This is a genomic window from Frigoribacterium sp. Leaf263, from assembly GCF_001422285.1.
In the GTDB taxonomy this organism is placed as follows: Bacteria; Actinomycetota; Actinomycetes; order Actinomycetales; family Microbacteriaceae; genus Frigoribacterium.
In genome coordinates this window covers 660,034-676,417 of record NZ_LMMO01000004.1, presented here as the reverse complement: position 1 = coordinate 676,417, position 16,384 = coordinate 660,034, and the positions used below count along the sequence as shown (strand labels likewise).

The following is a 16,384-nucleotide window of genomic DNA, read 5'->3' as shown; positions in this document are numbered from 1 at the left end:
GCACACCTCATCGGCCCGACGGGTCATCTGGGCGGACCGCCCCGGTGACCCGTCGGGCCGATCCCGTACCGCACCGAGAGACACGAGACGATGCCCGACTCCCTCAACATCACCTCCGCCACGGTCGACCCGGCCCTGCTCGACCTGCCGTGGGACCTCCCCCTCGACGTGTGGCCCGACGACGCCATCGCGACGCTGCCGAAGGGCATCTCGCGGCACCTGGTGCGATTCGCCCACCTCAGCGGCTACGTCATCGCCATCAAGGAGACCTCGGGCGAGATGGCCCGCGGCGAGTACGAGATGCTCCGCACGCTGCAGCGGATGGACATCCCCTGCGTCGACCCCCTGGCGGTCATCACCAACCGCCACGACGAGGACGGCTCGCCGCTCGACCCCGTGCTCGTCACCCGGCACCTGAAGTTCTCGCTGCCCTACCGCGCGCTGTACTCGCAGACCCTCCGCCCCGACACCGCCAAGCGGCTCGTCGACGCGCTCGCGCTGCTGCTCGTGCGCCTGCACATCATCGGCTTCTACTGGGGCGACGTGTCGCTCTCGAACACGCTCTTCCGGCGCGACGCGGGCGCCTTCGCCGCGTACCTCGTCGACGCCGAGACGGGCAAGCTCTACCCGGGCGGCCTCTCGAACGGGCAGCGCGAGAACGACCTCGAGGTCGCCCGGGTCAACATCGCCGGCGAGCTGCTCGACCTCGAGGCGGGCGGGCGACTCGACGACAACCTCGACGCCGTCGACGTGAGCAACGGCATCGTCGCCAAGTACCGCAGCCTCTGGACGGAGCTCACCGGCAGCGAGACCTTCTCGAGCTCGGAGCGCTGGCGCATCAACGACCGCGTCGAGCGCCTCAACGACCTCGGCTTCGACATCGAGGAGCTCGCGATCAAGACCGCCGAGGGCGGCACCCAGGTGAAGATCCAGCCCAAGGTCGTCGACGCCGGCCACCACTCGCGTCGCCTGCTGCGCCTCACCGGTCTCGACGTCGAAGAGAACCAGGCGCGTCGTCTGCTCAACGACCTCGACGCCTACCGCCTGCGCAGCGGCGGCAACGACAACGATGAGGAGATGGTGGCTCACGAGTGGGCGGCCCGGGTGTTCGAGCCCGTCGTCCGGTCCATCCCCCGTGAGCTGCGCGGTCGCCTCGAGCCGGCCGAGGTCTTCCATCAGCTGCTCGAGCACCGCTGGTACCGCTCGCAGCAGGAGAACCGCGACGTGCCCATCGCCGAGGCTCTCACCTCGTACATCAATGACGTGCTGCGGCACCGCCGAGACGAGCAGATGGTCATCGAGCCGCCGACCGGGTCGATCTCGCTGCCCGAGGCCGACCTCCTCGAGGCCGACGAGGACGACTGGCGCACGAAGGTCTGACGTCCGGTCCGTGACCGGGGGGACGCAGGAGGCGCGGGTCGGCGGCATGCCGACCCGCGCCTCCTGCGTCGGGGTTACTTCTTGCGCTCGGCGCGCAGCTTCGAGATCTCGTAGAGCGTGACGGACGCGGCGATGCCCGCGTTCAACGACTCGACGGCACCCGTGATCGGCACGGAGACGATGGCGTCGCAGGTCTCGGCGACGATGCGCGAGAGGCCCTTGCCCTCGCTGCCGACCACGACGACGATCGGGCGATCGGCCAGCTCGAGACCCGGCAGCATGACGTCGCCGCCGCCGTCGAGACCGACGACGAACACGCCCTGCTCTTTGAACGACTTGAGGGTCTGCGTCAGGTTCGACGCCATCGCGACGGGGATGCGCGCCGCGGCACCGGCGGAGGTCTTCCAGGCCGAGGCCGTCAGACCCACCGAGCGACGCTGCGGGATGATGACGCCCTGCCCGCCGAACGCGGCGACCGAACGGATGATCGCGCCGAGGTTGCGGGGGTCCGTGATGCCGTCGAGCGCGACGAAGAGCGGCTTCTGCTGGCGCTTGACCGACAGCTCGAGGAGGTCCATGGGGTGCGCGTACTCGTACGGCGGGACCTTGAGCGCGACGCCCTGGTGCACCGAGTCGGCGCCGGTCAGACGGTCGAGCTCGGGGCGCATGACCTCGAGCACCGGGAGCCCGCGGCGCGTGGCGAGCTGCAGGATCTCCTTGGTGCGGTCGTCCATCTCGATGCGCGCCGCGATGTAGAGCGTCGACGCGGGGATGCGCGTGCGGAGGGCCTCGAGCACCGAGTTGCGCCCGGTGACCATCTCGTGGTCGTCCGCCGACTTCGGCCGGCGGCGCTGCGCGTCGGCCGCTCCGCCGCGACCGGCGATGGGCGAGCCGGCGCGGGGGCCGTTGCTGCTGCGGCCGCGGGCGCTCTCGAGGCGCTCGCGCGCGATCTTGGCCTTGCCCGCGGGGTGGTACGGGCGATCCTCCGCCGCGGGCGTGGGCTTCTTGCCCTCGAGAGCCTGACGCCCCTGCCCGCCGCTGCCGACCTGCTTGCCCTTGCTGCCCTGTCGCACGGCACTGTTGCCGGGACGGCCCTTGCGTGCTCCGCTGGTGTTCTTCACTGTTCGAGGCTCCAATGCGACCCGCTGGGGGTGTCTTCGATGGTGATCCCGGCACCCGAGAGGGTGCTGCGGATCTGGTCGGCCCGTGCGAAGTCGCGATCGGCCCGGGCGTGCTGGCGTTCGGCCAAGAGTACGTCGATCACGGCGCCGAGCGCGCGGTGCGCCGCGCCCTCGTCGTCGTCGCGCCACTCGGGGGCGAGCGGATCGATGCCGAGGACGGCGACCATGGCGGCCACGTGCTGCCATTCGCGGGCCGCCGTGTCGAGGTCGTCGTCGTCGAGTGCGCTGTTGCCCGCGCGGACCGCGTCGTGCAGCACGGCGATCGCCTGGGGGACGTTCAGGTCGTCGTCCATCGCGGTCGCGAAGTCGTCGGGCACCACGCGGGACCCGACCGCGGCGAACCGCGTGCCGACGAGTCGGCGCTCGGCGCGCGACAGGAAGGTCTCGACGCGCTCCAGGGCCGCGTCGGCCTCGACGAGGGCGCCGTCGTGGTAGTCGATCGTCGACCGGTAGTGGGCCGCGCTGAGGAAGTACCGGACGACGACCGGACGCGCCTTCTCGAGGAACTCCGCCGCGAAGATCGAGTTGCCGAGCGACTTCGACATCTTCTGCCCGTCGACGTTGACGAGGCCGTTGTGCAGCCAGTGCCGGGCGAAGCCGTCGCCGGCGGCGGTCGACTGCGCGAGCTCGTTCTCGTGGTGGGGGAACCTGAGGTCGAGACCGCCGCCGTGGATGTCGAAGTCCGTGCCGAGGTAGCGCCGCGACATCGCGGAGCACTCGATGTGCCAGCCGGGTCGCCCCTCGCCCCACGGCGACGACCAGGCGGCCGAGGCGGGCTCGTCGGTCTTGGCGCCCTTCCAGAGGGCGAAGTCGCGCGGGTCGCGCTTGCCGCGCGGGTCGGCGTCGGCGGCGGGGGCCATGTCGGCGGCGTCCTGACGGGTGAGGACCCCGTAGGTCGGCCAGCTCGCCGTGTCGAAGTACACGTCGCCCGAGTCGTCGGCGGCGGCGTAGGCGTGCCCGCGCTCGATCAGCGTCTCGACCAGCTGCTGCATCTCGGTGATGCTCGCGGTCGCCCGGGGCTCGTACGTCGGGGCGAGGATGCCGAGCGCCTGGTACCCCGCGGTGAACTCGAGCTCGTAGCGGTAGGCCCGAGCCCACCACTGCTCGTCCGTGCCCGCGGCCAGCGCCAGGATCTTGTCGTCGATGTCGGTGACGTTGCGGACGAGCGTGACGTCGAGACCGCGGTAGGTGAACCAGCGGCGCCATAGGTCGTAGACGAGCGCCGACCGCAGGTGGCCGATGTGCGGCGACGACTGCACCGTGGGGCCGCAGACGTAGAGCCCGACGCGGCCGGGTACGAGCGGTTCGAAGTCGACGAGCGCCTGGGCGCGGGAGTCGTAGAGGCGGATCGTCACGGGATCAGCCTATTCAGTGGTTCCGACGACGGCCACCAGAGCGGTGGCGATCGCCGTGACGCCCTCGCCGCGCCCGGTGAACCCGAGCCCGTCGGTGGTGGTGGCCGAGACGCTGACGGGTGCTCCGACGACCTCGATCAGCCGCGCCTCCATCTCGAGGCGCCGACGGGCGAGCCGCGGTCGGTTGCCGACGACCTGCACCGCCGCCGAGACGACGTCGAACCCGGCCCCGGTGAGCCGCTCGAGGGTCGCGGTGAGGAAGACCTCTCCGCTCGCCCCGGCGAAGCGGGGGTCGTCGGTGCCGAACATCGAGCCGATGTCCCCGAGGCCCGCGGCCGACAGCAGCGCGTCGACCAGGGCGTGCGCGACGGCGTCGCCGTCGCTGTGCCCTGCGAGACCCGGCTCGCCCTCGAACGAGAGCAGACCCAGATGGAGGGGCTGCTGCGCGTCGAAGGCGTGGACGTCGATGCCGAGACCGCTCCGCAGCCGGTGCGCGGCATCGCCGGGACCGCCGCCCGCTCCGAGCGACGACGACGACGCGCCCTCGCCGCGAGCGATCGTCTCGGCGCGACGGAGATCCCACGGGGTGGTGATCTTGAAGGCGACCGGGTCGCCCTCGACGACGACGACGCGATGACCGCTCGCGGCGAAGAGCGCGGCGTCGTCGGTGTGCTCGGCGCGGGCCGCGGCGTAGGCGGCGTCGAGAGCGGCGCGGGGGAACCCCTGTGGCGTCTGCATGGCGACCAGCTCGGCGCGGTCGACGGTCTCGACGACCTCGCCCGCCGCTCCCACGCGCTTGATCGTGTCGCTCACGGGCAGACCCGGCACGACCCCGTGGCCGGTGCTCTCGACGGTCGAGGCGACGAGGTCGAACTGGGCGGTCGGAGTGAACGGCCGGGCGCAGTCGTGCACCAGCACGGTCGCCACCGACGGCGCCACCGCGGCGAGGCCGGCGGCGACGGAGCCCTGACGGGTCGAGCCGCCGACGACGACGGAGACGTAGCCCGAGGCCGCCCCGGCCACCGACTCGACGAGCGCGCGCGACTCGGCCACCAGCGCGGACGGCACGACGACGACGACCTGGACGGGGTCGGCCGACGCGAAGAGGGACTCGAGCGATCGCTCGAGGATGCTCCGGCCCGCGACCTCGACGAAGGCCTTGGGCGCCCCCTGGGCCAGGCGGGTGCCGCTGCCCGCGGCGACGACCACGACGGCCCGGACGACGTCGGCGAGGAGATCGTCGGGCTGGGTGTCCGCCACAGCCCTCCGATGCGGGTCGACAGGGGTCTCATCGGCCTCGAGATGCATGGATCGGGCTCCGTTCTGCGGCTCACAAGATAGCATGGGGGCCGCTCGGTAAGGGCTCCCTTACCCGCCGGCCCGCCCTCGAATGGATAGGCTGTAGAGACCTTTTGCTCTGACTGGATCCTGGAGGACACCCGTGCGAGACGGATCTGTGCTGAACCTTCGATCGGCGCTCGCCCGTCGCACCGTGGCGGCCACCGCCGTCGGCGTGGGCGTCGTCCTCGCCGCCGCCGGCTGCAACTTCATCAGCCCCCAGGCGACCCTCAAGCAGTACGACGCCAGCGACGGCACGAGCGTCAACGTCGGCGACATCGCCGTGCGGAACGCCATCGCCCTGACGGAGGACGGCACCGAGGCCAGCCTCAGCATGGTCATCCTCAACACGGGCGGTGACTCGGTCGACGTCTCGTTCCAGTACCCGACCGAGGCCGGTCAGCAGACCGAGACCGTCACGGTCGAGGGCGACTCCGAGGTGCGTCGCGGCACGACCGAGGGCGACGACCAGCTCCTGATGTCCGACCTCGACGTCACCATCGGCCAGCTCCTGCCCGTCTACGTCCAGTACGGCGACGAGACCGGCAAGACGCTGCAGGTCCCCGTCCTGAACGGCGACCTGCCCGAGTACTCGACCCTGCTCCCCTCCCCCGCCACCAGCGACGAGCCGGGCACCGACTCGACCCCGCTGCCGCAGTCGACCACCCTGCCCGAGGGGAACGACCGTCAGACCAACGAGGGCACGACGCAGGAGGGCGCCACGCCGGAGCCCTCGCCCGCCTCGTAAGACCGTCAGCACGAGAGGCCCGGCCCGCATCTGCGGTGCCGGGCCTCTCGTCGTCTCGCCGCGCCGCGCCTCCTCGGCACCGCGTCCGCCGAAGCACCGCGTGCGCCGAGGCACCGCGTGCGCCGAAGCACCGCGTGCCCGACGGCAGGAGGCGCAGGTCAGGCCTCGATGCGGTAGCCCAGTCCGCGGACGGTCACGAGCGCCTTCGGCTCGGACGGCACGGCCTCGATCTTCGAGCGGATCCGCTTGATGTGCACGTCGAGCGTCTTCGTGTCGCCGAAGTAGTCGGCGCCCCACACCCGGTCGATCAGCTGGCCTCGCGTCAGCACGCGCCCGGCGTTGCGCATCAGCAGCTCGAGCAGCTCGAACTCCTTCAGCGGCATCGCGATGTCCTCGCCGCGCACCGTCACGACGTGGCGCTCGACGTCCATCCGGATGTCTCCCGCCTCGAGCATCGAGTCCGACAGATCGTCGGTGTCGACGCGTCGACGGAGCACCGCGCGGATGCGCGCCAGCAGCTCGCGGGTCGAGTACGGCTTCGTCACGTAGTCGTCGGCGCCGAGCTCGAGCCCGACGACGATGTCGACCTCGCTGTCCTTCGCGGTCAGCATGACGATGGGCACCTGCGACCTGCTGCGGATCACGCGGCAGACCTCGGTGCCCGGGATGCCCGGGAGCATGAGGTCGAGCAGCACCAGGTCGGCGCCGTTCTTCTCGAAGGCGGCGACGGCGGCGGGGCCGTCCTCCGCCACCGTCGTGCGGTAGCCCTCGCGCTCGAGGATGAACGCGAGCGGCTCGCTCAGCGACTCCTCGTCTTCGACGATCAGGATGTGGGTCGTCATCGTGCCTCGATGTCTTGTCGTGTGGTGCTGCCGTGTCGGGTCGTGACCGGCAGGGGGACGGAACGGGTGTCGGGGGCGGTGCGCGCCTCCGGCAGTCGGAGGGTGAAGGTGCTGCCCTTGCCGACCTGCGACCAGACGCGCACGTCTCCGCCGTGATTCTGGATCACGTGCTTGACGATCGCGAGCCCCAGGCCGGTGCCGCCGGTGCGCCGCGAACGGGCGGGGTCGACGCGGTAGAAGCGCTCGAAGACGCGGTCGAGCTCGTCGTCGGGGATGCCGTAGCCCTGGTCGGTGACGGCGACCTCGACGGTGCCCGAGTCGTCGACGGTGGCGCCGATTCCGACGCGCGACCCGTCGGGCGAGTAGTTGATCGCGTTCGCGATGAGGTTGTCGACCGCCGTGACGAGCATCTGCTCGTCGCCCAGCACCATCGCGTGTCGACCGCCGCGGGCGACGAGCGTGATGCCCCGCGCGTCGGCGACGACCCGGTTGCGGTCGACCGCCGAGTCGACCACGTGACGCACGTCGATGGGCTCGCTCGACTCGAGGGCGTCGGTGGCCTGCAGACGCGAGAGCTCGATGATGTCCTGGGTGAGCCGCCCGAGACGGCCGGCCTCGCGGGTGAGGCTCTTGGCGAAGTGGCGCACCTGATCGGGGTCGGACGACGCCGACTCGAGGGCCTCGGCGAGCAGCCCGACCGCGCCGATCGGCGTCTTCAGCTCGTGGCTGATGTTGGCCACGAAGTCGCGGCGCATGTCGTCGAGGCGGCGCCCCTCGCTGCGGTCCTCCGCCAGGACGAGCATGAAGCGTCCGCCGAGGGGGGCCACCCGCACGCCGAGCACGAACGTGGCGTCGCTGCCGGGGAGGCGCGCGAGGGTGAGCTCGTCGGCCTGCGGTTCGCCCTCGCGGCGGGCCGTCGCGACGAGGTCCTCGATCTCGAGGTGCACGAGATGCTGCTGCGCCGAGACCAGTCCGAGCTGCAGAGCCCGGGGCGAGGCCTTCAGCACGTTGCCGGACGGGTCGACCACGACGCCGGCGGATTCGAGCGCGTCGAGCACCGCGTCGATGCCGTCGGGCAGCGACACCTCGACCAGCCGGGCCACCTTCACCGATCGCGCGTGCGCCGCCACGACGACGATGACGATCGCGGCACCCGCCACGGCCCCGAAGGCCAGCGACACGGGCACCAACCAGGCGGAGTCCATGCCATCACGATAGTGACCCGGGAGGGGCATGATGAACGGGAGGGGCTGCGACGGCCTGTACTTTGGTCACTGTTCAGGTCACCGGCACCGGTCGTTAACCTTCACCCATGAGGCTGGACTGGACTGTGCGGGCGACTGTGCCCCCGCTGCCGGGCGTCCACGCCCCCGCGAAGCTACGAGAGGGTCGACAACGACATGCGCGAGGTATTCCAGCAGGAGCTGCAAGAGGTCCAGGAGCGCCTGGTCGAGATCTCCGGCCTCGTCGCCGTCTCGATCAGGAACGCGACGACGGCCTTCAACGAGTCGAACGTCTCGCTGGCCGAGCAGGTCATCGCCGATGACGACGCCATCGACGAGCGCGCCATCGCCCTCGACGAGCTGGCCATCGACATCCTGGCCCGCCAGAACCCGGTCGCCCGCGACCTGCGCATCGTGGTGAGCGCCCTGCGCATCAGCGCGTCGCTCGAGCGCATGGGCGACATGGCCGAGCACATCGCTCAGCTGGCCCGCTACCGGTTCCCCGAGAAGGTCGTGCCGAAGTCGCTTCGCCCGACCTTCAAGGAGCTGGGCGAGCTCGACGTCGCCATCGCCGAGAAGCTCACCCAGCTGCTGACGACGGAGGACGTCCGCCTGGCGGAGGAGATCCGCAACGACGACGACCGCATCGACGAGCTGCACCTCAGCGTCTTCGACAAGGTGCTCGGCGAGACCTGGAAGGGCGCGGCCGTCGACACCGTCGACTCGACCCTCGCCTCGCGCTACCACGAGCGCTTCGCCGACCACGCCGTCTCGATCGCCAAGAAGGTCCAGTACCTGGCGACCGGCGACTGGGTCGCGTCCGAGGTCTGAGACCGGGCGACTCCGAAGGAGGCGCGGTTCCCGTCCGACGGGCACCGCGCCTCCGTCGTCTCCTCCGCGGTCGGCACGAGCGGGTCGCGGGTCCGTGAAGTGCGAGAGGATGGCGGGATGGCTTCAGTCGCGATCCTCGTCAACGGTCTGCCCGGGTCGGGCAAGACCACCCTCTCGGCCACGCTCGCGGGAGTGCTCGGCTGCCCGCTCCTCGCCCACGACCCCGTCACGGAGGCGCTGGTCGACCTCGCCGGCCCGATGGTCGCCCCCGAGGCGGTCGGCCGCATCGCCCACGAGACCGTCTGGTCGATGGCGGCCGAGGTCGAGGCGGGCGTCGTGGTCGACTCGTTCTGGGATCGCCCTCACGATCTGGAGGGCGCCCGCGCCGGAGTCGCCCGGGCCGGGTCCCCGCGCACCGTCGAGGTCTGGTGCGACGTCGACCCCGAGGTCGCGCTGCAGCGGAGCGTCGACCGGATCGCCGGCGGGGGTCGTCACCCCGCGCACGGCACCGTCGAGTCGACCCGCGCGTCGTGGAGCGCGTGGGCCGGGGCGGCCGAGCCCCTGGGGCTCTGGCCCGTGATCCGCGTCGACACGAGCACCCCGGTCGACATCGACGCGCTGGTGCTCGAGATCAGCGCGCAGTTCGTCTAGGGCCCGCTGACACCCCGGAGAACCGCCGAGACCCCCGTGCGCGCACGGGGGTCTCGGCGGTTCCGCGGGGTGCGGCCGCTACTTCTTGCCCTGGTTGGCGACCGCGGCGGCCCCGGCGGCGGCGGCCTCGGGGTCGAGGTACCGGCCCGGGCCGGTGGGGGCGAAGTCGTCGTCGAGCTCGTAGACGAGCGGGATGCCCGTGGGGATGTTCAGCTCGGAGATCTCGTCGTCGCCGATGCCGTCGAGGTGCTTCACCAGCGCCCGCAGCGAGTTGCCGTGAGCCACGACCAGGGTGACGTCGCCGGCCGCGAGGCTCTCGGTGATGTCGCTGTGCCAGTACGGCAGCATCCGCTCGATGACCAGCGCGAGCGACTCGGTGCGCGGGGCGTCGACGCCGAGCTCGGCGTAGCGCTTGTCGTGCGCCTGCGAGAACTCGCTGTCGTCGTCGAGCGGGGGCGGCGGCACGTCGAACGAGCGGCGCCAGGTCTGGAACTGCTCGGGGCCGTACTGCTCGAGGGTCTGGGCCTTGTCTTTGCCCTGGAGCGCACCGTAGTGACGCTCGTTGAGACGCCACGAGCGCTTCACGTCGATCCAGAGGCGGTCGGCCTCTTCGAGCGCGATGTCGGCGGTCTGGATGGCGCGCGTCAGGCGCGACGTGTAGAGGATGTCGGGCAGCAGGTCGTTCTCGCGCAGCAGCTCGCCGGCGCGCTTGGCCTCGGCGCGGCCCTGCTCGGTGAGCCGCACGTCGACCCATCCCGTGAACAGGTTCTTCGCGTTCCATTCGCTGTTGCCGTGACGCAGGAGGATGAGGGTCGAAGTCATGCGACCAGCGTATCGCGACGGCTTCCTGGCAGACTCGCCTCATGCCCATCGGCTCGATCACCCGCGGCACGACCGGCGCCAACCGGCTGCGTCGCGTCGACCGCTGGATCGCGGCGCACCCCGCGTTCCTCCGGGCCGACGACCCGCTCGTCGTCGATCTCGGGTACGGGGCCAGCGCGACCACTCCCCTGGAACTGCACCAGCGCCTCCTCAAGGTCCGGGGCGACGTCGAGGTCGTGGGGATCGAGATCGACCCCGAGCGCGTGCGGCTCGCGTCGCGGTCGGCACGGCCCGGCGTCAGCTTCCGTCGCGGCGGATTCGAGGTGCCCCTCGACGCGGGCCGGAGACCGGCCGTGATCAGGGCGTTCAACGTGCTGCGGCAGTACGACGAGTCGGCGGTGGCCGACGCCTGGGGCCTCATGACCGCCCGGCTGCAACCCGGCGGCGTCCTCGTCGAGGGCACGTGCAACGAGGTCGGACGGGTCGCCAGCTGGGTCGACGTCACCCCCGAGGGCCCGCAGGCGTTCACGATCTCGCTGCGTCTGGCCGACCTCGACGTCCCGTCGATCGTGGCCGAACGGCTGCCGAAGGCGCTGATCCACCGCAACGTCGCCGGCGAGCGGGTGCACGACCTGCTCGTCGATCTCGACCGGCAGTGGGCCGTCGCCGCGCCGCTCTCGGTCTACGGCCCGGTGCAGCGATGGCTCGCGACGGTGCGGGGACTCCGCGACACGGGCTGGCCCGTGCGGCACGGACCCTCGCGCTGGCGGCTCGGCGAGCTCTCGCTCCCCTGGGAGTCGGTCGCACCCCTCCCGTGACCTGCCGCCCGGCGGGAGAGGCCGGGCCCGTGATCACGTGACCGCGGGGAGGCGGTCAGACGGGGGCGAGCAGGGCGCGGGCCTCGTCGTGCTCGAGGCCCGTCGCCATCAGCAGGTCGACGAGCAGCGGCCGCATCATCAGCACGATCATCGCCTCGGTCACGGGTGCCCCGGGCAGCACCGCACCCGGGTCGAGCCGGCGGGCCACCGCCGCGAGCGCCTCGCGGGCGACCGGCCGGCTCTCGACGTCGTGCAGAGACTCGCCGAGCACGGCCACCGCCCGGGCGGTGCTCTCGAGCAGATCGCCCACGGCCCTCCGGTCGACGCCGTCGCCGATGGACGTGTCGAGCCGACGGGCGATCACCCGGAGGTTGCGCACCGCCAGATCGACGTACCGCCGGACGGTCGCCTGCTGTCGGAGATGCGGCAGACGCGAGCGGAGGAAGGGCGAGAGGCGCGCGATCGACTGCGCCGATTCGAGGGTCGACGACCAGTCGTCGAGCAGCGGCTGCGTCGACCGGAGTCGTCGGAGGGCGTCGTCTGCCCGGCGGACGTCGTCGGTGCGGACGGCCGCGATCAGCGACGCGAAGGCGTGCTCGACCTCGGCGAAGAGCAGACGGGCGTCGGCCCGGGCGAGGCCGATCGGATCGCGCGGGATGATCGCCGTGACGAGCAGCGCGACGACCCCGCCGATCGCCCCGTCGATGCTGCGGACGAACGGCCCGCCCTCGGGGTCGGGCAGCAGCATGACGAGCATCGACTGGGTGGCGGCCGCCGCGGCGAAGGCGCTGCTCGACGAGAAGAACCGCCCGACGAACAGGGCGACGGCGAGCACGAGCGCGATCTGCCAGAGCCCCTTGCCGACGATCAGCAGCAGCACCTCGCTGAGCGCGATGCCGATGAGCACCCCGACCGCGTTCTCGAGCACGCGTCGCGGGCGGGCGTCGCGGGCCAGACCGAGCGACGAGATGGTGATCGTCACGGCCAGCAGCGGGATCGCATGACCGAGCAGGTAGTGCGTGATCGCGTACGACAGCGATACGGCGACGACGATCTGCACGACCGCGGGGCCGGACGCGATCGTGCGCGCGGTCGCGAGGCGGGGATCGAAACCGCCGGAGGCGCGGGTCAGCATCGATCGCGCCCGCCCGGTCGACGAGGCGCCCGCCCCCTCGATCCCGCTCACCGCCGGGTCAGCGTCGGACGGCGCCGAGACGGGGCAGGCGGGGGACCCCCGCTGCGGCGCCGGCGGACGAGGGGACGATGACCTCTTGCGAGGCGGCGACCACGATGTCGTCGGCGACGACGGCGAGGGCCGCGGTCTCGGGGGTGGTGCGCTTGACGAGCGCGAGGGCCACGGGACCCAGCTCGTGGTGCAGCGCGACGCTGGTGACGTGCCCCACGACGGTCGGCGTCGCCGACGGGGCGACGGCCTCGGGGCCGGAGGGGGACTCGGCCGGTCGTCCGAACGCGTCGGCGGGCGCCGCCGGGAGCACGACGTCGGCACCGCGCGCGGGCAGCACGCCGTCGCTGCCGTCGAGGTGCAGCATCACGAGTCGGCGGGGCGGGTGCCCGATGTTGTGGACCTTGGCCACCGTCTCCTGGCCGCGGTAGCAGCCCTTCGACAGGTGGACGGCGCTGCGCATCCAGTCGAGCTCGTGCGGGATGCTGCGCTCGTCGACCTCGGTCGTCAGCCGGGGGCGCCAGGCCTCGATGCGCAGGGCCTCGAGGGCGAGCGTGCCCGCCAGCTCGGGGACGGTGGCGGAGGACCCGGCCAGGGCCGCGAGATCGTCGCGGGCGACGAGGGTCTCGCGGTACGACCACTCGCGACCGGGGTGGCTCTCGGAATCCGCGTAGCTGTGCCCCCCGGCGACGACGTCGTGCCAGGGGTCGACCCAGACGATCGCCACGCCGTTCGACGTCAGCGGGGTGATGCCGTCGGCGTCGGCGATCTCGTGCATCGACCCGAGGGTGGCGACGTCGCCGGAGCGGTCGGCGACCTCGACGCGCAGCATGAACCGCATGCGGTCGAGCCACGCCCGCAGGGGCTCGGTCTCGTCGCCGTCCACGAGCAGCCATGCGGTCTCGCCGTCGTCGACCAGGCGCACCGCGTGCTCGAGTCGGCCGTTGGCGTCGAGCAGCAGCGTCTCGGCCGAGGCGCCGGGGGCCAGCCCGACGAGACTCTGGCTCGTCAGCGAGTTGAGCCAGCTCAGCCGGTCGGGGCCGGTCACCGTCAGCACGCCGCGGCTCGAGAGATCGACGACGGCGCCGCCCTGCGACAGGCGGCGCTGTTCGCGGATCAGCTCGCCGTAGTGCGCGGCGACGCCGGAGCCGTCGTCGACGAAGCCGTCGCGCGTCGCGAAGGGCGATCGCGACGCCGCGTCGACCGGGGAGGCGGTGGTCTCGCCGCCGGCGGAGGCGTCAGTCAACGCGCGACAGCCGTCCGGAGGCGTGCGTGCGCAGCTCCTGGCCGAGGGCCGCGATGTCCCATGCCCAGAGGAGGTCGTTCTCGACCAGCCCGTACATGCGGGTCGAGGCGGTGTGCTCCTTCGCGTTGCTGGAACGCAGCACCGCGTCGGTGGCGAGGTCGATGCGCGGGCCCTTGACCCGGCCGAGGTAGAGCTCGTTGACACCCGTCGGGTGGACGATCTGCACCTCGAGGCCGAAGCCGTCGTCGGGGGTGCGGAGGATCTCGACGGCACGGGCCGACGTGTACGGCTGGACGCCGACGCCGGGCAGCATGCCGGGGCCGCGGTCGCCCACCTCGGCCGGCCGCTCGAGCCGCCAGTAGCCCGTCTCGCTCGCCAGGGGCGTGCGCTCGTCGTCGAGCAGCCACGTGAACGAGCTGTAGTTGAGGAACGGCAGACCGTCGTGGCTGAAGCTGATGCGCTGCCCGAACTCGTGGATGCGGCGCTCGGCGGGCTCGGCGCCGTCGGCGGGGAGGTCGGGGTCGCCGTCGCCGATCTTGTAGTCGACGACGCCGGTGCCCTCCCACACGCCGATGAGCCAGGACAGGGGGACGAGCTCCGACGGCAGGTCGGTGGGGATGTCGATCAAGGTCAGCGCTGACCCTTGAAGAGCTTCACCAGCACGACGACCGACACGAACCCGATGCCGAGGGACGCCAGGGCGAGGAGGCCGACGAAGAACAACTCGAGAGCGAGCAAGGAATCCATGCGGTCAGCCTACCCGCCGACCACCGACAGCGGCAGGGGCGGTCGGGACCGGCCGGTGGACGCTCAGCTCGTGAGGACGACGACGAGCGTCGCCGCGGCGAGCACGATGAGGCTGCCGCAGAGGGCGAGCATCGTGCGCGACACGAGGCCGTCCTTCTGGCTCGCCGCGAGCTGCAGCACGAACGAGAGCACGATGGCGCCGCCCAGCGAGAGCGAGAGCCAGGTGAAGGCCTCGTCGCGCGGCACGACGGCGACGATCAGCACGGCGGCGACGACCGCGGCCAGCCAGACGGGCACGATCGTGAGGGGCTTGAGCCGCGCCGTGTCGACCGGGGCGGGGGTCAGGGGATCTGCCACTTCGTCGTTCTCCGTTCGAGACCTCCCCTAGCATCGGGTGGTCGGGATGGGCCGGGCTCATGTTTTAGACTGCTCGACAGTACATTCACTGGAGGTCGTGTGGCGCAGCTCTTGGTACTGACCTCCGCGGGCGGGCCCGACGTCCTGCCCGCGCTCGCGCTCCTCAGCCACCGTACCCGCCAGATCCCCGCCGAACCCGCGCAACTGGTGAACGCCCCGTCGAGCGACCTCATCTTCGTCGACGCCCGGGCCGATCTCGCCAGCGCGAAGTCGCTCTGCAAGATCCTCCGCACGACCGGGGTCACGGTGCCGATCGTCCTCGTGCTGACCGAGGGCGGTCTGACGGCCGTCAACGCCGAGTGGGGCGTCGACGACGTCATCCTCGAAGGCGCCGGCCCGGCCGAGGTCGACGCCCGCATCCGCCTCGTGACGGGTCGTCTCGCCCAGTCGCAGACGGGCTCGAAGATCCACGCCTCGGGCGTCGTGATCGACGAGGCCAGCTATTCGGCCAAGGTCCACGGGCGTCCGCTCGACCTCACCTTCAAGGAGTTCGAGCTCCTCCGCTTCTTCGCGACCCACCCCTCCCGCGTCTTCACCCGCGAGCAGCTGCTCAGCGAGGTCTGGGGCTACGACTACTTCGGCGGCACCCGCACGGTCGACGTCCACGTGCGACGCCTCCGCGCCAAGCTCGGCGACCTCGAGTCGCTGATCGGCACCGTCCGGAACGTCGGCTACCGCTTCAACGTGTACGACGACGACACCCCCGCACCCGGCGCCTGACGTGACCGGCCCCGACGACACGACCCGCGCCTCCTCGGCGGATCCGACCGACTCGACCCCGGCAGCCGGCGTCGACGACGTGCTGTCGCTCGCGGCGGCGGCCTCGACGACCGACGGCAGCCCGCCGTTCAACGACCAGGCGCTCGTCGAGCTGCGCTCGGGCGAGGCCCGCGTGCTCGGCGACCGCCGGGCGGCGGCGCTCGTGCGCGACGACGAGGCCGAGCTCGCCGTGCACCCCGATCACCGGGGGCGGGGGCTCGGTGCGCGACTCGTGCAGACGGTGCTCGACGCGACGACCGGTCCGATCGCTTTCTGGGCCCACGGAGACCTGCCCGGGGCGCGTGCCCTCGCCGCCCGCTTCGACGCGGTCGAGACGCGGCGCCTGCTGCAGCAGCGGGCCCCCGTCGGACCCCGCTCGCCGCGGCTGATCGACGGCGACCGCCTGGCCGCCTTCCGCCCGGGAGTCGACGACGCGGCCTGGCTCGACCTCAACTCGCGGGCCTTCGCCGACCACCCCGAGCAGGGCTCGATCGATCAGAGCGACCTCGACGCCCGCCAGGGCGACGACTGGTTCGACGCCGACGACTTCGTGCTGCTCTGGCGCGGCGACGAAGTGATCGCCTTCTGCTGGCTCAAGGTCGAGACCGGGCAGCCGGGTGAGTTCTACGCCGTCGGAGTCCACCCCGGGCACCAGGGCGAGGGCCTCGGGGGCGCGGTGGTCGACGCCGGTCTGACGCGCCTCGCCGAGCGGGGGGTCGACACGGCCGCTCTCTACGTCGAAGGCGACAACACGTCGGCGCTCCGCCTGTACGCGGCACGCGGCTTCACCGACCACGCCGTCGACGTGCAGTGGACGCTCACGCGCTGAGCACCACCGCGGCG

The 16,384-nt window shown here is 72.0% G+C and carries 17 protein-coding genes; 7 read left to right on the top strand and 10 right to left on the bottom strand.

The window, feature by feature from the left end; all coding sequences use genetic code 11:
* Positions 1 to 90: 90 nt before the first annotated feature.
* Positions 91 to 1,380 carry a DUF4032 domain-containing protein gene (locus ASF17_RS12475; RefSeq protein ID WP_055800277.1) on the top strand — a complete coding sequence of 430 codons (1,290 nt, stop codon included), beginning with the start codon at positions 91 to 93 and terminating at the stop codon, positions 1,378 to 1,380.
* 74 nt (positions 1,381 to 1,454) lie between these two features.
* On the opposite strand, the gene rlmB is transcribed toward ASF17_RS12475, so the two are convergent.
* Genes rlmB through ispD form a run of 3 tightly spaced genes read right to left on the bottom strand, consistent with a single transcriptional unit; the run spans position 1,455 to position 5,176 of the window.
* Complete coding sequence (gene rlmB, locus ASF17_RS12470) at positions 1,455 to 2,501, bottom strand: 23S rRNA (guanosine(2251)-2'-O)-methyltransferase RlmB (RefSeq protein ID WP_055800273.1); 1,047 nt, start codon at positions 2,499 to 2,501, stop codon at positions 1,455 to 1,457.
* Positions 2,498 to 3,916, bottom strand: coding sequence for a cysteine--tRNA ligase (gene cysS / locus ASF17_RS12465; protein WP_055800270.1), 1,419 nt, complete (start codon positions 3,914 to 3,916; stop codon positions 2,498 to 2,500). Before cysS ends, rlmB begins: the two co-directional genes overlap by 4 nt.
* A 9-nt stretch (positions 3,917 to 3,925) precedes the next feature.
* On the bottom strand, positions 3,926 to 5,176 hold the full coding sequence (gene ispD, locus ASF17_RS12460) for a 2-C-methyl-D-erythritol 4-phosphate cytidylyltransferase (protein WP_055800267.1): 1,251 nt from the start codon (positions 5,174 to 5,176) through the stop codon (positions 3,926 to 3,928).
* 181 nt (positions 5,177 to 5,357) lie between these two features.
* Here ispD and ASF17_RS12455 point away from each other — a divergent pair, with 181 nt between their 5' ends.
* Positions 5,358 to 6,002, top strand: coding sequence for a hypothetical protein (locus ASF17_RS12455; RefSeq protein ID WP_156357421.1), 645 nt, complete (start codon positions 5,358 to 5,360; stop codon positions 6,000 to 6,002).
* A gap of 158 nt (positions 6,003 to 6,160) precedes the next feature.
* On the opposite strand, the gene ASF17_RS12450 is transcribed toward ASF17_RS12455, so the two are convergent.
* Both ASF17_RS12450 and ASF17_RS12445 read right to left on the bottom strand, forming a co-directional pair.
* Positions 6,161 to 6,844: a response regulator transcription factor gene (locus ASF17_RS12450; protein ID WP_055800259.1), complete on the bottom strand. Its 684-nt coding sequence runs from the start codon at positions 6,842 to 6,844 to the stop codon at positions 6,161 to 6,163.
* On the bottom strand, positions 6,841 to 8,049 hold the full coding sequence (locus ASF17_RS12445) for a sensor histidine kinase (RefSeq protein ID WP_055800256.1): 1,209 nt from the start codon (positions 8,047 to 8,049) through the stop codon (positions 6,841 to 6,843). Before ASF17_RS12445 ends, ASF17_RS12450 begins: the two co-directional genes overlap by 4 nt.
* Before the next feature lie 195 nt (positions 8,050 to 8,244).
* On the opposite strand from ASF17_RS12445, the gene phoU reads away from it, so the two are divergent.
* Positions 8,245 to 8,898 (top strand): phosphate signaling complex protein PhoU, encoded by a 654-nt coding sequence (gene phoU / locus ASF17_RS12440; protein WP_055800254.1) that lies wholly within the window; start codon positions 8,245 to 8,247, stop codon positions 8,896 to 8,898.
* 117 nt (positions 8,899 to 9,015) lie between these two features.
* A complete protein-coding gene (locus tag ASF17_RS12435; protein WP_055800249.1) occupies positions 9,016 to 9,549 on the top strand; it encodes an AAA family ATPase in 534 nt (177 codons plus the stop codon).
* A 78-nt stretch (positions 9,550 to 9,627) separates the two neighbouring features.
* Here the strand turns inward: ASF17_RS12435 and ASF17_RS12430 are convergent, their stop codons facing one another.
* Positions 9,628 to 10,371, bottom strand: coding sequence for a phosphoglyceromutase (locus tag ASF17_RS12430; protein ID WP_055800246.1), 744 nt, complete (start codon positions 10,369 to 10,371; stop codon positions 9,628 to 9,630).
* A gap of 41 nt (positions 10,372 to 10,412) precedes the next feature.
* On the opposite strand from ASF17_RS12430, the gene ASF17_RS12425 reads away from it, so the two are divergent.
* The gene (locus ASF17_RS12425; RefSeq protein WP_055800243.1) at positions 10,413 to 11,189 is read left to right on the top strand and encodes a class I SAM-dependent methyltransferase; all 777 of its coding nucleotides are present in this window, start codon (positions 10,413 to 10,415) and stop codon (positions 11,187 to 11,189) included.
* A gap of 55 nt (positions 11,190 to 11,244) precedes the next feature.
* Here ASF17_RS12425 and ASF17_RS12420 read toward each other — a convergent pair whose 3' ends face one another.
* The 4 genes from ASF17_RS12420 to ASF17_RS12405 form a co-directional block, all read right to left on the bottom strand.
* On the bottom strand, positions 11,245 to 12,375 hold the full coding sequence (locus ASF17_RS12420) for an FUSC family protein (RefSeq protein ID WP_156357420.1): 1,131 nt from the start codon (positions 12,373 to 12,375) through the stop codon (positions 11,245 to 11,247).
* 7 nt (positions 12,376 to 12,382) lie between these two features.
* Positions 12,383 to 13,618, bottom strand: coding sequence for a CAF17-like 4Fe-4S cluster assembly/insertion protein YgfZ (gene ygfZ, locus ASF17_RS12415; protein WP_055800239.1), 1,236 nt, complete (start codon positions 13,616 to 13,618; stop codon positions 12,383 to 12,385).
* Entirely contained in the window at positions 13,611 to 14,246 is a 636-nt protein-coding gene (locus tag ASF17_RS12410; RefSeq protein ID WP_055800235.1) for an FABP family protein, read from the bottom strand. The genes ygfZ and ASF17_RS12410 overlap by 8 nt, the downstream gene beginning before the upstream one ends.
* Positions 14,247 to 14,428: 182 nt before the next feature.
* Complete coding sequence (locus ASF17_RS12405; RefSeq protein ID WP_082475332.1) at positions 14,429 to 14,722, bottom strand: hypothetical protein; 294 nt, start codon at positions 14,720 to 14,722, stop codon at positions 14,429 to 14,431.
* Positions 14,723 to 14,821: 99 nt separating this feature from the next.
* Between ASF17_RS12405 and ASF17_RS12400 the strand changes: the two genes are divergently transcribed.
* Positions 14,822 to 15,502: a winged helix-turn-helix domain-containing protein gene (locus ASF17_RS12400; RefSeq protein ID WP_055800233.1), complete on the top strand. Its 681-nt coding sequence runs from the start codon at positions 14,822 to 14,824 to the stop codon at positions 15,500 to 15,502.
* A gap of 1 nt (position 15,503) precedes the next feature.
* Positions 15,504 to 16,370, top strand: coding sequence for a mycothiol synthase (mshD, locus tag ASF17_RS12395; RefSeq protein ID WP_055800229.1), 867 nt, complete (start codon positions 15,504 to 15,506; stop codon positions 16,368 to 16,370).
* Positions 16,371 to 16,384 lie beyond the last annotated feature (14 nt).